Source organism: Lysobacter sp. HA35 (genome assembly GCF_054061195.1).
Genome location: NZ_JBSSDY010000001.1, coordinates 642694 through 656612, shown reverse-complemented (window position 1 = coordinate 656612; position 13919 = coordinate 642694). Strand labels below are relative to the sequence as shown.

Below are 13919 nucleotides of genomic sequence, written 5' to 3'. Positions count from 1 at the left end.
AGCTGGCGTCGCGGTGTGGGCGGTTGTGCCCATCGCCCAAATCGCGCCCACGCAACCCGATTTCCGCGGTGACGCTGGTAGCTCAAGCCCTCGAATCCAACACACACCGGCCGAAGCCGCGAGTCAAACTCGCCTCGCGACCATCACTGGAAATATAAGGATTGCCCGGAACCAGTCAAACTTCGGGACTCTCATGCAGCGTGACAGCATGCAGTTCTAGGACTTCGTCCAATCCGCAAGCGAGTCGTCACCAACTTTGGCTATCGATCCGGCGGCGAGATCATGTTCCGTCTTACACTTCGATCAAACAGCTGGGACTACGCCCACTTCGTCAATGTAGACGGCGCTGGCGGCGCCGTTATCGCTTGACGTTTCCATGACGTTGACATGACGTATGAGCCGGCGCCTGCCTTTCCGATCTAAGTTCTTTCGTGGCGGTCTATATCTATTAGACACATAGCTCACGAGATAACGAACATGCCCAGCCCTTCGATCAAGCACGTCGCGCAATATTTTTCGGCGCTAGTAGATGCTTCACCCAAGACTCAGGAAGAGATCGCGCGGGAGGCAGGGTTCGACAGCGTCAATACGATCAGTATGATCAAGACTGCACGGACAAAGATCCCGCTCGCACGGATTCCTGCGCTCGCGAAAGTGCTCGACGCCGACCCCAAAGAAATGCTGGCGCTCGCCTTGGAGGCGTATCAGCCCGAGCTCTACGATGTGCTTTCCACCATCGCACCTTCGATGCTCGTCAGTGAACAGGAACTTCGACTGATCCACTCGCTTCGCGCGGCAGCGCGCTCCGGGATCCTGAAGTGATTCGAGGCGTAGGTCCCTAGTGAAGCGCGATTCCGCGACAAGCCGATCGGCTTGTACGTTCGGTCATCTGCATAAACGAGTCGCGCCCGTACCAATCCCGATGCCGAAACTATAATCAACGGGACCTAGAGCTCCTCTCTGGAGTCACATCACCAGTAGGAGTTCTTAGATGGAATGGCGGTATGACGAGCAAATGGGATGGACGTGTCCTGATCCGGCAAACCCGGACAGGATGATCTCTTGTGACGGCCCCACTTGCTTGCCTACGTCCCGTCTCGATCGAGATCTTGAGGAGTTATGCCGCTATCTCACGGAGCTCGCAGAGAGCGAGACTGCCGACGAGGGAGCGTTGCCAACGGTCGACGGGGTCCAAGCGACGAACGTCCGCAAATCGGATTCTTTCCGCGCCGCAGCCGACCCCAGCGAGACCAACTCGCGTCGAGCGAGCCGCCAAGCGGAAATCGCCGAACTGCAGAATGTCGCAGACGAACCGGCAATCGCGTGCGCACCGGCCAGCCGCGGCGAAGCGTTGGAGCGCTCCGCCGCTGGCGAACTTCACTCGCTTGCCCACACCTCCCTGTCCGGCAAGAGCGGCTCGGGCGATGAGCCCGGGGCGTCGACCAAGCTTAAGTCTAAGGAACAGGCTGGGGACTGCTTAGCCGGCGCTGCGGGCCGTGGAAGCTTCAATGCAGTCGTTACCGCCAATTGTCCTCGGCCGTACCTCCACTTTCAGGCACACCGGAAGGTTCTGAAGCTCACCGGCATCATGAAGTCACTTTCGGCTCAATCTCGCTGGCTAGTTCCGGGATCTACGAGCTGGAATGCTGTGGGAACCGGCTCCATAATTTCCAATAGAGTGATTATTCCTAATAAACAGTTATCTATTAAAGATAACGAAACGATCCGGAGCCGGTTCCCTAGCTACTTCACCCTGCAGCCGAGCAGCCTGACCTCGCTCGAGGTCAATCCAGTGTCACCGGGAAAATTGCCGCGGTGGAAAGACAAAGGCCATCCGAGCAAGGCGACCCGGGAAACCAACGCTACGCTGCTGGCAATCAGGATCGGGGCGCTCGTGGCACAGGGCACGCCGCGCATCGAGGACGTTTTTGGGTTCCTCGACCGAAGCGAAGTGGGCCTTCTGAGCATGCAGCTGCCCGCTGCGCTTGAGTCGATCTTTAAGCACCGAACAGCAGCTAACGATCTGTTGGCTCGGAAGCTGATGCGCCGCCTGAAGCATTGCTCAGCTGCCGCCTCCGGCGTGTTCGCCTGGCGAGAGGGCAGCGAGGGGCGAATCACCTTGTTCGGCGCGCTGCTGTCGCCAGCGTGTGGCGATGCTGCTACTTACTCGCTAGCTAGAGCTGGAACCCGATTTGGGCGTGGGCTAGCGAAAGCGGGCGTCCCGGACGAGAACTTCTATCGCATCTCACCTAACACCTTCGCTGATCTCTACGATTCCTCGCTGGATTCATTCGTGGACGGCTGGACAGATCGCAACAGCGGAGCGTTCCTTGCCAACCATCCGGACGCGGTAGATCCCATTGAATTCGATTTCGCCGCCAAACGCTTCAGGAGCGCGAACGAAATCGACGCTATGCGATACCGCAATGAGGCTATGTGGAACGACTACGTGGCCCGCTGCGGCCTTCCTGAGTGGCTCGGCGAGGACTTCCTTAACGTGTGGACCGAATGCCTCGTCCGAAGCCCGGACGACGTGTCTCGCTACAGGCATGCGCGGGACGTCATCAAGAGAAGCAACGTGCAGCCAGCCGAGAAAGACGCAGCCAAGCGCGCCATGGCGGAGATTGAGCGGTCCGAGGGTCCAGTGCTGGCAACTCTTTCGTTCTATCGCGGTTCGCCTGCTGAGTTCGCGGCATTGGCGACACAATCCGGCAATATTCTCGGCATGTATTGTCCGTCGGAACTTCTGGACGCCGGGCGAGAGCTATATGAGTCGCTACGGGCTCATCCAGCTCTTCATGCATGCAGCTCAAGTTGCGACGCCGAAGTCTGACAACGCTCGGTCGCGAACCACCTGCGCCCGGCGCACACGCCAAGCATTCTTCCTGCGCTAAATACAACTACTCCAGCATCTCAGCGAACCCCTGCAGAGGTTGTCGCAAGTCTGCGCAGATGCAGTCCTAGCCGCTGCATGCTGTTGCATGCTTAGCCCCGCCGTTGAGCTTAGCGACGGCAGCCGCCAGATGTTCCGGAGCAAGGTGCGCGTATCTCAAAGTCATAGTGAGATCCGCATGACCGAGCAGCTCGCGGACGCTATTGAGATCCACGCCGGCCATTACGAGTTTGCTTGCAAAGTGGTGCCGGAGGTCGTGGAACCGCAACGACGTAATACCTGCGGCGTCGAGCAGATTCGCCCAAGATCCCTTGAACTCAGAAATGCCAAACAAACGAGCGTCATCCGCGATCGATTGGCTCCGCCACTTTTTGAGCACCGTCGTGGCCTCGTCGTTAAGCGGGACGAACCGCTGACGGCCACTCTTCGCGCATTCCGGACGAACCGTCAAGACGCGAGCATCGAATTCCACGTCGCTCCAGCGCAAGGAAAGCAATTCGCCGCGCCTGAGCCCGGTGTTCATCGCAAGCAGCACGAGCGGGGTAAGGTGATCGCCAAAAGCGCCAGGCGTAATCCCCGGCAGAAGGGTCTTTCCCCTCGCCCGCCGCCAGCGGTTCGCTGACTCGCGAGCCGTCGCTATCTGATGGTCCCTTGTGATGAGAGCTCGCCTTAGGCGGGATTCCTCGCTTGGCGATAAGAACCTTACGACCCTCCGACTGTTACTAGCTTTGACCCGCAGATCCATGAGCGGGTTTCGGTCGGCTACGCCCCATGCGACAGCCTTGGAAAGTGCTGATCGAAGACAGGCCAAGTCGCGCGATGCCGTGGCCTTGGTCACATATGTGCCGTCGCGAGTGACCGATGCAAGCCGGTCAGTCCACCAACGATCGACCCAAGCCTGCGTGAAATCGGACAATGGGCGTGACAGAGACGATGCGAACACGGTTCGGATCCGCTCAACGTAACGGCTGCCACCCCGCAACTCGACGCGAGCCCACGGCTCGTAGTGTTCGCAGAGAAACGAGGCCAGGGAGCAGCTGGAGCGCTCTCGCCTTGCGATGCTAGGGAGACCCTCTTGGATGTGCTCGGCCATCGCTTGGGAAGCGTGCGCGCGCGCTTGGTCGATTGTCAGATGACCAATCGCCCCGAGCGTTCGCCGCTTTCCCCGAGACCACTCGATGACCCAGGCCCGGTGCCCGGAGGGCTGGATGCGTAGCAATAGCCCTTTCACCTGCGTGTCCCTGATCTCGTAGGGACGATCGCGAGCGTGGGCAGTCGCTAACAGGCGCTTGGTGATGAGCGCGCGCATCGTGTCTCTCGTAAGTGGGCCGTAAGTGCACGTTACGGAACCTAGAGAAACGGTGTTCGGACGCGGATCATCCGCATCTCGACGCGCCGAAGCGCAAGTCGTTGAATAAAAAAGGCCCCGCTTTCGCGGGGCCCTCTATCTGGTGCCGGAAATAGGAATCGAACCTACGACCTACGCATTACGAATGCGCCGCTCTACCAACTGAGCTATTCCGGCGGTCTGCCGCAGAACGGCAAGGTGCGAGATTCTAGGCAGCCGTGGGCGGCAGGTCAACGACGGCGGTCACTCGACCAGCTGAAGGCGCAGCGCCTTCGGCAGCGCGAACACCATGTTTTCCGGCTCGCCGTCGAGTTCGCGCACGTCCCCGGCACCCAGTTCGCGAAGGCGATCGAGCACGCCGCGGACCAGCACGTCCGGTGCGGATGCGCCCGCCGTCACGCCGATGGCCTGTTTTCTCGCGACCCAGTTCGGCTGGATCTCGTCGGCGCCATCGATCAGGTAGGCCTCGACGCCCTGCCGCTCGGCGAGTTCGCGCAGCCGGTTGGAGTTGGAGCTGTTCACCGAGCCGACCACGAGCACCAGGTCGCAGCGTGCGGCGAGCTCGCGCACGGCGTCCTGGCGATTCTGCGTGGCGTAGCAGATGTCGTCGTTGCGCGGACCCTGGATCTGCGGGAACTTGGCGCGCAGCGCGTCGATCACGATGCGCGTGTCGTCGACCGACAGAGTCGTCTGCGTCGTGTACGCCAGCTTCTCCGGCTGCGCGACTTCGAGCGCTGCCACGTCGGCCTCGTCCTCGACGAGGTAGATCGAACCGGTTGCGCCCTCGCGCAGCCATTGGCCCATCGTCCCTTCCACTTCGGGATGGCCTTCGTGGCCGATCAGCACGACGTCATTTCCCGCACGGCAGTGGCGCGAGACTTCTAGATGCACCTTCGTCACCAGCGGACAGGTCGCGTCGAACACGCGCAGGCCGCGGCGATCCGCTTCGGTGCGCACCGCCTGCGACACGCCGTGTGCGCTGAAGATCACGGTCGCGCCGTCGGGTACCTCATCCAGTTCCTCGACGAAGATCGCGCCGCGCTGGCGCAGGTCGTCGACGACGAAGCGGTTGTGCACGACCTCGTGGCGCACGTAGATCGGCGCGCCGAGCAGCTCGATCGCGCGCTTGACGATCTCGATGGCGCGGTCGACGCCCGCGCAGAAGCCGCGCGGGTTGGCGAGGAGGATGTCCATGCGCGAATGCTACCGCCCGTAGCCCGGCCGCGCCTGACGCCCCGGCAACAGGCTGGCGAGCACGATCCCGGCGACGCCCACGCAGATAGCAGCGTCCGCCACGTTAAACGACGGCCAGTAGTGCTGCCCGGCGTACCACTGGATGAAGTCGATGACATGGCCATGGACCAGGCGGTCGATCACGTTGCCGATCGCGCCGCCGATGATCAGCGCATAAGGAGCGGCCGTACGCCACGCCCCACGCGGCATTCGCGACATGGAAATCGCCAGTCCAGTGCTGATGCCCAGCGCCAGCAGAAGAAAGACGTATTTCTGCCAGCCGCCGGCATCGCTGAGCAGGCTGAACGCCGCGCCTTCGTTGTAGGTGCGGAACCAGTTCCAGAAACCGGGCACGACCGGAACGGCCGTGTACTCCGGGAGGCTGCGCAGCACCCAGGCCTTCGACCACTGATCGACGCCGATCACCACCGCGGACAGCAGCAACCAGTTGAGCGCATTCGATTTGTTGCGAGGACGCATCGGAACTCCCGTTCAGCCGCTTTCGCGACGTGCGGCGGCGCGCGGCCGCCGATCAGAACCAGCGGCGGATCTCGGCGATGCCGTCGACATTGCCTGCGCAACGCGCGCAGACGGTGGGATGTGCGAGCACCGCACCGACGTCGGCCCGGTACTGCCAGCAACGCGCGCACTTCGGCTTGTCGGTCTTGCGTGCGCTGACGTCGCCACTGCCCTCGCCGACCGCGACGTCGCCGCTGATGAAGAGGAAGCGCAGTTCGTCCTGCAACTCGCGCAGCCAGCCTGCTTCTTCCGGTTTCGCAGCGATCGCGATTTCCGCCTCGAGCGCAGCACCGATCTCGCCGGCAGCACGCATGGGTTCGAGCGTGCGGCTGATCTGGTCGCGCATCGCGAGCAGACGATCGAAACGCGCGGCGTCGATCGGCGCGTCTGCGGGCAGCGACGTAAGCCCGTCGTACCACGTCACGAACAGCACGTTGTCCGCGCGCGGCCCCGTTGCCGTCGTCGTCGGCAGGAAGCGCCACATCTCGTCGGCGGTGAAGGTCAGGATCGGCGCGATCCAGCGGACGAACGCTTCGGCGATATGGAACATCGCGGTCTGCGCCGAACGGCGGCCGGCGGAATCCTCCGGCATCGTGTAGAGCCGGTCCTTGGTTACATCGAGATACAGCGAGCCGAGGTCGACGCTGCAGAAGTTCGCGAGGGTCTGCACGACTTCCGCGAAGTCGTAGCGCTCGTACGCGGCGGCGAGCTTCTGCTGCACTTCCAGCGCGCGATGCACGATCCACCGATCCAGCGCGACCATCGACTCCGGCGCCTGCACGTGCGTTGCCGGGTCGAAGCCATCGAGGTTCGCAAGCAGGAAGCGCGCGGTATTGCGCAGGCGTCGATACACGTCGCCGCTGCGCTTGAGGATCTCGTCGGACACCGCAATCTCGCCGCGATAGTCGGTCGACGCGATCCACAGGCGCAGCACATCGGCGCCCATCTGGTCGATGACCTTCTGCGGTTCGACCGTGTTGCCGATCGACTTCGACATCTTCTTGCCCTGCGCATCGACGGTGAAGCCGTGCGTGAGCACCTGTCGATACGGCGCGGTGCCATCCATCGCGACGCCCGTCAGCAGCGACGACTGGAACCAGCCGCGATGCTGGTCCGAGCCTTCGAGATACAGATCGGCCGGCTTGTGCAGCCCGTCTTCCGGACGCTGCGCGAGCACGCATTCGTGCGTTACGCCCGAGTCGAACCAGACATCCAGGATGTCGGTGACCTTGTCGTAGTCCGCCGCTTCGTTGCCGAGCAATTCGGCGGCGTCGCAGTCGTACCACGCGTCGACACCCGCGGCCTCGACGCGTGTCGCGACCGCACGCATCAACTCGGCCGAACGTGGATGCGGCTCGCCGGTGATGCGATGGATGAACAACGCGATCGGCACGCCCCAGGTGCGCTGGCGGCTGATGCACCAGTCCGGTCGGCCTTCGATCATGCCGGCGATGCGTGCCTCGCCCCATTCGGGGAACCAGCCCACGCCCTTGATCGCTTCGAGTGCATCGCGACGCAGGTTCGCCTGCTCCATCGAGATGAACCACTGCGGCGTCGCACGGAAAATCACCGGCGTCTTGTGGCGCCAGCAATGCGGATAGCTGTGTTCGACGATGTGCGCCGCGAGCAGTGCGCCGTTATCGCGCACAGCATCGACCAGGAGGTCGTTTGCCTTCCAGATGTGCACGCCCGCGATCTCGGCGTTGCCGGCGGCAGGTGTGCCCGGCAGGTAGCGTCCGCGCGAATCCACCGGATTCATCTGCGCGGCGGTGTACTTGTCGATCAGCCCGTACTTCTGGCTGACCGCGAAGTCTTCCTGGCCGTGGCCAGGCGCGGTATGCACGGCGCCGGTGCCGTCCTCGGCGGACACGTGGTCGCCGAGCAGCAGCGGGATGTCGCGCTCGTAGAACGGGTGCGCGAGCACGAGGCCTTCCATCGGTGCGCCGAGAGACGTGCCGAGCACGCGCGGCTCGTCGACGCCGTAGCGTTTGAGCGCGCGTTCGACCAACGCACTCGCAAGCACGAGCAGGCGCGGGCCGTTCGGCCCGACCGGACCTCCGACCAACGAATACTCAAGTTCTGGACCGATCGACACCGCGAGGCTCGCCGGAAGCGTCCACGGCGTAGTCGTCCAGATCGGCACGGCGACTTCGGTACCCGGTGCGACGTCAACGCCGAACACGCGTGCGAGCGCCTGCGGATCACGCGCGGCGTACGCGACGTCGATCGCAGGCGATTTCTTGTCGGCGTATTCGATCTCGGCTTCGGCAAGTGCGGAGCCGCAGTCGAAACACCAGTGCACGGGCTTCGCGCCGCGCACGATGTGGCCGCGCTCGACGATCTTCGCGAGCGAACGCAGCATGTCCGCTTCGTAGCGGAAATCCATCGTGCGATAGGGCTTGTCCCAGTCGCCGAGCACGCCGAGGCGCTTGAAGTCGCGACGCTGCAGGTCGATCTGCTCGGCGGCGTATTCACGGCACTTCTGGCGGAACTGCGCGGCGTCGAGCTTGTCGCCCACCTTGCCGTGCTTCTTCTCCACCGCCACTTCGATCGGCAGGCCGTGGCAATCCCAGCCCGGCACGTACGGCGCATCGCAGCCGTCGAGCAGGCGCGACTTGACGACGATGTCCTTCAACACCTTGTTGACCGCGTGACCGATGTGGATCACGCCGTTCGCGTACGGCGGGCCGTCGTGCAGCACGAACGACTTCTCGCGGCCCTGCACCTGTTCGCGGATGCGCTGGTACAGGCCTTCCTGCTCCCAACGTGCGAGCGTCTGCGGCTCGCGCTTGGGCAGGTCGCCGCGCATGGGGAAGTCCGTCGCAGGCAGGTGCAGCGTCGCCTTGTACGGGTTGGCTTCGGGGGTCTCGCGGTCGGTCACGGGTCAGGCGGTCCGTCGGGTATGCGTGGGAGACAGGATTTCGCGCGCCTGGGCCGCATCGCGATCCATCTGCGCGACCAGGGCGGGAAGTCCGTCGAACTTGAGCTCGTCGCGGAGTTTGGCGACGAATTCGATGCCGATGCGGCGCGTGTAGAGATCCGCATCGAAATCAAAGATATGGGTTTCCAGCAGCGGCTCAACTCCGCCGACGGTCGGACGCGTGCCGAGGCTCGACACGGACGCCAGCGGAACCGGCCCGAGACCGTGCACGCGCGTGGCGAAAATGCCGGAAAGCGGCGGCCTGCCCTGTGGAAGGCGCAGGTTCGCGGTCGGATAGCCGAGCGTGCGGCCGAGCTGCTTGCCGCGCACGACGCGGCTTTCGATGAGGTACGGACGACCCAGTGCGACCGCAGCATCGTCGAAGCGACCGTCCGCGAGCGCTTCGCGGATGCGCGTGCTCGAGACGCGCATGGCGCCGGCGTCGATGGGCTCGATCGAATGCGCTTCGAAGCCGAAACGCGCGCCGGCGTCCTGCAGCAGCGCGAGATCGCCAGCACGCCCGCGGCCGAAACGGAAATCCGGGCCGACCCAGACTTCGCGCGACCGCAGCGCGTCGACCAGCACCGTGCGGATGAAATCGTCGGCCGACATCGCGCTCAGGCGTGCGTCGAAGCGCAGCAGCACGACGTCATCGATGCCCATCGCGTGCAGCGCGTCGATGCGCGAACGCGTCGACATCAATCGCGCCGGAGCGACGTCGCGAGCGAAGAACTCGCGCGGCAGCGGATCGAACGTCACCGCCACCGCCGACACGCCGAGCTCGCGGGCACGCGAAACGGCGCGGCGCACCAGCGCCTGATGCCCCATGTGCAGGCCGTCGAATGCGCCGATGCAGACCACGCTTCCCTGCGGGACAAGAACCCCGCGGTCAACGTCTCGAAACAGCCTGCTCATCTCTTGAAGTATAGCCAGCCGACCGCTCGCGCCCGGCTCAGTGTTCGCGGAAGTCGCGCGGGCGGAAGCCGAGCGCTAGCAGCGTGGCGACGTAGACCAGCCCACCGCCGGCGACCAGCGCGATCAGGTTGACGATCCGCGCGCGTGTCGAGGCCATCGTGAACTCGGGCAGCAGGTGCAGGCCGAGCGCGACGGCACCGGCCATCACCGCGCAAGCCAACCCCACCTTTGCGACAAACGACCACCAGCCCGGCTGGCGGTCGTAGACGCCGGCGCGACGCAGCCAGAACCACAGCAGGCCGAGGTTGAGGTAGCTCGCGATCGTGCTGGCGAGGCCAAGCGCGAGATGCAGGCCCGGCGTGGTTGCGAGTGCGAAGACGAGACCCTTGGCGCGAGCTTCCGGCGTCGTCCACATCGCATAGAGGATCGCGATGAGGATCGCGCTGAACACCATGTTCGCGATCAGCGCGGCGACGCCCGCGCGCACCGGCGTGCGCGTGTCCTGGCGTGCGTAGAACGCGGGCAGCACGATCTTGAGCAGCGCGAACGACGGCAGGCCGAAGCTCAGGCCGAATACGGACATCGCGGTCATGCCGGTGTCGAAGGCGTTGAAATGGCCGTGCTGGAACACGGTCGCGACCAGCGCCTTCGAGAGCATCATCAGGCCGGCCGCCGCGGGCAGCGAGATCAGCATCGTCGCGCGCAAGCCCCAGTCGAACGCGCGCGAAAAACCGGCGCGATCCGCCCGCACGTGGTGGCCCGACAGCGACGGCAGGATCACGGTGCCGAGTGCGACGCCGAATACGCCGAGCGGCAATTCGAGGAAGCGGTCGGCCAGCGACAGCCACGTCTGCGAGCCGACGAAGAGACGTGCAGCGACCACGGTGTCGAACAGCAGGTTGATCTGCGCGACCGAGGCGCCGAACAGCGTCGGCACCATCAGCGTCACCACCTTGCGCACGCCCGGGTGCGACCAGCCCCACTTGGGCACGGTCAGCAGATCAAGCTTGGCCAGCGACGGCAGCTGGAAGAGCAGCTGCAGGATGCCCGCGAACAGCACCGCCCACGCCAGCGCCTTGATCGGAACCTGCAGGTGCGGCGCCAGCCACAGGGCGGCGGCGATCATGCAGAGGTTGAGGATGACCGGCGTCAGCGCGGGGATGCCGAAGCGGTGAAAGGCGTTGAGCGCGCCGCCGGCGAGCGCGGTGAGCGAGACGAACAGGATGAAGGGGAAGGTGAGCCGGAGCAGCTCGATCGTCAGTTCGTACTTGCCGGGAGCGACGCCGGACTCGCCGAGGTTGAACAGCCATGCCACCTGAGGGGTGAAGATCAGCCCGAGCGCGGTGATCAGCATCAGGATGCCGGCCAGCGTGCCGGCGACCCGCGAGGTCAGCTCCTTCAGCTCGGCGTGGGTGCGTGTCTCCTTCACTTCGGTGAAGACCGGGACGAAGGCGGTCGAGAACGAGCCTTCCGCGAACAGGCGCCGCATGAAGTTCGGCACGCGGAAGGCGATCATGAATGCGTCGGTCGCGGCGGAGACGCCGAACACCGAGCTGATCGTGATGTCGCGGATCAGGCCGAACACCCGGCTGACCATGGTCATGCTGCTGAACGAGAGCAGCCCGCGGATCATCCTGGGCTTCGTCATGCCGCGCGTCTCCACGCCACGTTGACGCAACCCATTGAAACCGCCATACTTTCCGGTCTAGCTGTACCCACTTTTCCCTCCCTATCGTGCTGTCTCCCGGACAGCCGCTCCATCAAGACTTCCAGGAAACAGCCGTGGCCAACATCAAGTCCGCCAAGAAGCGCGCCAAGCAGACCGTCGTGCGCAACATGCGCAACGCCAGCCAGCGCTCGATGCTCCGTACGTCCGTCAAGAAGGTCCTCAAGGCTCTTCATGCGAACGACGCCGCTGGCGCCGAAGCCGCTTTCGCGTCGGCCCAGCCGCTGCTCGATCGTTTCAGCTCGCGCGGCCTGATCCACAAGAACAAGGCTGCTCGCCACAAGAGCCGCCTCAACGCCCGCATCAAGGCGCTCAAGGCTGCTGCCTAAGCGCTTGACGGGTTGACGAAGAAACCCGGCTTCGGCCGGGTTTTTTTGTGCCTGCGATTCGTGCGTCAACGTATTCGACGCGACGCGATTGCCGTCAACGTTCGCGACGACGTCGACGGAGCTCCCACGGCGATTCGCGCTGGACATCGATTGATTCCGGCGTCGTCGCTTAAAGCGAGGCGTCGTCGGCAAGCGGGCCGGCGGCATCGCGCTCGGCCTGCGCGTCCTCTCGCTGGCGATCGAAGAACGCCATGACGTCCTTCATGATCGGCCACGTGCCTTCGCGACCGATCGCGGACACCACATACGAGCGCTCCGTCCAGCCGAGCTCGGCGATGATCTCGCGCACGAGTTCGTCGCGCTCCTCGTCGAGCAGCAGGTCGGCCTTGTTGAGCACGAGCCAGCGCGGCTTCGCGAGCAGCTCCGGATCGTGCTTGCCGAGTTCGTGTTCAATCGCACGCACCTGCTCCGCCGGGGTCACGCCCTCGACGCCACCTTCCATCGGTGCGATGTCGACGAGGTGCAGCAGCAGTCGAGTGCGCTGCAGGTGCCGCAGGAACTGTGCACCCAAGCCCGCGCCGTCCGCGGCACCTTCGATGAGGCCCGGGATGTCGGCAATCACAAAGCTGCGATGCGCTTCGACACTGACGACGCCGAGGTTCGGATACAGCGTGGTGAACGGATAGTCCGCCACCTTCGGCGTCGCCGCGGAAACGGCGCGAATGAAGGTGCTCTTGCCGGCGTTCGGGAAACCAAGCAGGCCGACGTCCGCAAGCAGTTTCAGCTCGAGCTTCAGCACGCGCTGCTCGCCCGGCAAACCCGGCAGCGCCTTGCGAGGCGTGCGGTTTACCGAACTCTTGAAATGCATGTTGCCGAGGCCGCCCTTGCCGCCCTGTGCGACGAGCAGTCGTTCGCCGTGGCGCGTCAGGTCGCCGATGATTTCATCGGTCTCGACGTTGGTGATCACGGTGCCGACCGGCACGGTCACGACCAGGTCGTCGCCGGCCTTGCCGTACATCTGGCGGCCCATGCCGTTCTCGCCGCGTTGCGCCTTGAACATGCGCTGGTGGCGGAAATCGACGAGCGTGTTGAGGTTCTCGTCGGCGACCAGCCAGACGCTGCCGCCTTCGCCGCCGTCGCCGCCATCGGGGCCGCCGAGCGGGATGAACTTCTCGCGACGGAACCCGACGCAGCCGTTACCGCCGTTGCCTGCGATGACCTGGATTTCGGCTTCGTCGACGAGCTTCATTGAATGACCTGCATGGACCGGCGCGCAGCCGGGCCGGCATTGTGAATGAAAGACGGCGGACAGCGCGCGATATGCGCCATCCCCGCAAACGAAAAGCCCCGCCGAAGCGGGGCTCGTCGCTGCATCGTGATCCGCTTACGCGGCGTCGACGACGCTGACGGTGCGGCGCTGGGCCGCGCCCTTGACCGAGAACTCCACCTTGCCGTCGACGAGCGCGAACAGCGTGTGGTCACGGCCGAGGCCGACGCCCGGACCCGGATGGAACTGGGTGCCGCGCTGACGCACGATGATGTTGCCGGCTTCGATCGCCTGACCGCCGAACACCTTCACGCCGAGGTACTTCGGGTTCGAGTCGCGGCCGTTACGGGTGGAACCTACGCCCTTTTTATGTGCCATGGCGCCTTCTCCTTACTTCTTGCTGCCACCGGCAATGCCGGTGATCTGGATTTCGGTGTAGTGCTGACGGTGACCCATCTGCTTGCGGTGGTGCTTGCGGCGACGGAACTTCACGATCTTGATCTTGTCGGCGCGGCCGTGGCCGACGACCTTCGCACGGACCGTCGCGCCCTTCAGCGCGTCGCCCAGCGTCACGCCGTCGCTACCGCCGAGCATCAGGATGTTGTCGAAGGTGATTTCGCTGTCGGCCTCGGCCTCGAGCAGCTCGACGCGAAGCGTCTCGCCTTCCATCACCCGGTACTGCTTACCGCCAGTGACCAGTACTGCGTACATGACCAGACTTCCTCTGTAGTTATTGTGGTCCTGCCGCCGAACCCCAAGCGGACAGAAG

General features: G+C 64.2%; 12 protein-coding genes and 1 tRNA gene. 3 read left to right on the top strand and 10 right to left on the bottom strand.

Annotation, left to right across the window (positions count from 1 at the left end):
• Positions 1-477 precede the first annotated feature (477 nt).
• Positions 478-822 carry a hypothetical protein gene (locus ACVWZN_RS03410; protein WP_456952613.1) on the top strand — a complete coding sequence of 115 codons (345 nt, stop codon included), beginning with the start codon at positions 478-480 and terminating at the stop codon, positions 820-822.
• A gap of 169 nt (positions 823-991) precedes the next feature.
• Positions 992-2833, top strand: coding sequence for a hypothetical protein (locus ACVWZN_RS03405; protein WP_456952612.1), 1842 nt, complete (start codon positions 992-994; stop codon positions 2831-2833).
• Positions 2834-2960: 127 nt separating this feature from the next.
• On the opposite strand, the gene ACVWZN_RS03400 is transcribed toward ACVWZN_RS03405, so the two are convergent.
• From ACVWZN_RS03400 to murJ, 7 genes are all read right to left on the bottom strand, one after another.
• On the bottom strand, positions 2961-4202 hold the full coding sequence (locus tag ACVWZN_RS03400; protein ID WP_456952611.1) for a tyrosine-type recombinase/integrase: 1242 nt from the start codon (positions 4200-4202) through the stop codon (positions 2961-2963).
• A gap of 140 nt (positions 4203-4342) precedes the next feature.
• Positions 4343-4418, bottom strand: a tRNA-Thr gene (locus ACVWZN_RS03395).
• A 66-nt stretch (positions 4419-4484) separates the two neighbouring features.
• Entirely contained in the window at positions 4485-5435 is a 951-nt protein-coding gene (gene ispH / locus ACVWZN_RS03390; RefSeq protein WP_456952610.1) for a 4-hydroxy-3-methylbut-2-enyl diphosphate reductase, read from the bottom strand.
• Between the two features lie 9 nt (positions 5436-5444).
• Positions 5445-5954: a signal peptidase II gene (gene lspA / locus ACVWZN_RS03385; protein ID WP_456952609.1), complete on the bottom strand. Its 510-nt coding sequence runs from the start codon at positions 5952-5954 to the stop codon at positions 5445-5447.
• Positions 5955-6006: 52 nt separating this feature from the next.
• Positions 6007-8802 carry an isoleucine--tRNA ligase gene (gene ileS / locus ACVWZN_RS03380; RefSeq protein ID WP_456954704.1) on the bottom strand — a complete coding sequence of 932 codons (2796 nt, stop codon included), beginning with the start codon at positions 8800-8802 and terminating at the stop codon, positions 6007-6009.
• Positions 8803-8877: 75 nt separating this feature from the next.
• Positions 8878-9828 (bottom strand): bifunctional riboflavin kinase/FAD synthetase, encoded by a 951-nt coding sequence (locus tag ACVWZN_RS03375; protein ID WP_456952608.1) that lies wholly within the window; start codon positions 9826-9828, stop codon positions 8878-8880.
• A 37-nt stretch (positions 9829-9865) separates the two neighbouring features.
• Positions 9866-11461, bottom strand: coding sequence for a murein biosynthesis integral membrane protein MurJ (gene murJ / locus ACVWZN_RS03370; RefSeq protein WP_456954703.1), 1596 nt, complete (start codon positions 11459-11461; stop codon positions 9866-9868).
• Positions 11462-11610: 149 nt separating this feature from the next.
• On the opposite strand from murJ, the gene rpsT reads away from it, so the two are divergent.
• Positions 11611-11883, top strand: coding sequence for a 30S ribosomal protein S20 (gene rpsT, locus ACVWZN_RS03365; protein WP_027082894.1), 273 nt, complete (start codon positions 11611-11613; stop codon positions 11881-11883).
• 169 nt (positions 11884-12052) lie between these two features.
• Here rpsT and cgtA read toward each other — a convergent pair whose 3' ends face one another.
• The 3 genes from cgtA to rplU all read right to left on the bottom strand — a co-directional run bounded on the left by cgtA (position 12053) and on the right by rplU (position 13861).
• A complete protein-coding gene (gene cgtA, locus ACVWZN_RS03360; protein WP_456952607.1) occupies positions 12053-13132 on the bottom strand; it encodes an Obg family GTPase CgtA in 1080 nt (359 codons plus the stop codon).
• Between the two features lie 135 nt (positions 13133-13267).
• A complete protein-coding gene (gene rpmA / locus ACVWZN_RS03355; protein WP_027082892.1) occupies positions 13268-13528 on the bottom strand; it encodes a 50S ribosomal protein L27 in 261 nt (86 codons plus the stop codon).
• Between the two features lie 12 nt (positions 13529-13540).
• Entirely contained in the window at positions 13541-13861 is a 321-nt protein-coding gene (rplU, locus tag ACVWZN_RS03350; protein ID WP_027082891.1) for a 50S ribosomal protein L21, read from the bottom strand.
• Positions 13862-13919 lie beyond the last annotated feature (58 nt).

What these genes read in the sequence shown, in the direction of transcription:
- ACVWZN_RS03410 (WP_456952613.1), top strand. Translation starts at nt 478, where the DNA reads ATGCCCAGCCCTTCGATCAAGCACGTCGCGCAATATTTTTCGGCGCTA.
- ACVWZN_RS03405 (WP_456952612.1), top strand. Translation starts at nt 992, where the DNA reads ATGGAATGGCGGTATGACGAGCAAATGGGATGGACGTGTCCTGATCCG.
- ACVWZN_RS03400 (WP_456952611.1), bottom strand. Translation starts at nt 4,202, where the DNA reads ATGCGCGCGCTCATCACCAAGCGCCTGTTAGCGACTGCCCACGCTCGC.
- ispH (WP_456952610.1), bottom strand. Translation starts at nt 5,435, where the DNA reads ATGGACATCCTCCTCGCCAACCCGCGCGGCTTCTGCGCGGGCGTCGAC.
- lspA (WP_456952609.1), bottom strand. Translation starts at nt 5,954, where the DNA reads ATGCGTCCTCGCAACAAATCGAATGCGCTCAACTGGTTGCTGCTGTCC.
- ileS (WP_456954704.1), bottom strand. Translation starts at nt 8,802, where the DNA reads ATGCGCGGCGACCTGCCCAAGCGCGAGCCGCAGACGCTCGCACGTTGG.
- ACVWZN_RS03375 (WP_456952608.1), bottom strand. Translation starts at nt 9,828, where the DNA reads ATGAGCAGGCTGTTTCGAGACGTTGACCGCGGGGTTCTTGTCCCGCAG.
- murJ (WP_456954703.1), bottom strand. Translation starts at nt 11,461, where the DNA reads ATGATCCGCGGGCTGCTCTCGTTCAGCAGCATGACCATGGTCAGCCGG.
- cgtA (WP_456952607.1), bottom strand. Translation starts at nt 13,132, where the DNA reads ATGAAGCTCGTCGACGAAGCCGAAATCCAGGTCATCGCAGGCAACGGC.
- rpmA (WP_027082892.1), bottom strand. Translation starts at nt 13,528, where the DNA reads ATGGCACATAAAAAGGGCGTAGGTTCCACCCGTAACGGCCGCGACTCG.
- rplU (WP_027082891.1), bottom strand. Translation starts at nt 13,861, where the DNA reads ATGTACGCAGTACTGGTCACTGGCGGTAAGCAGTACCGGGTGATGGAA.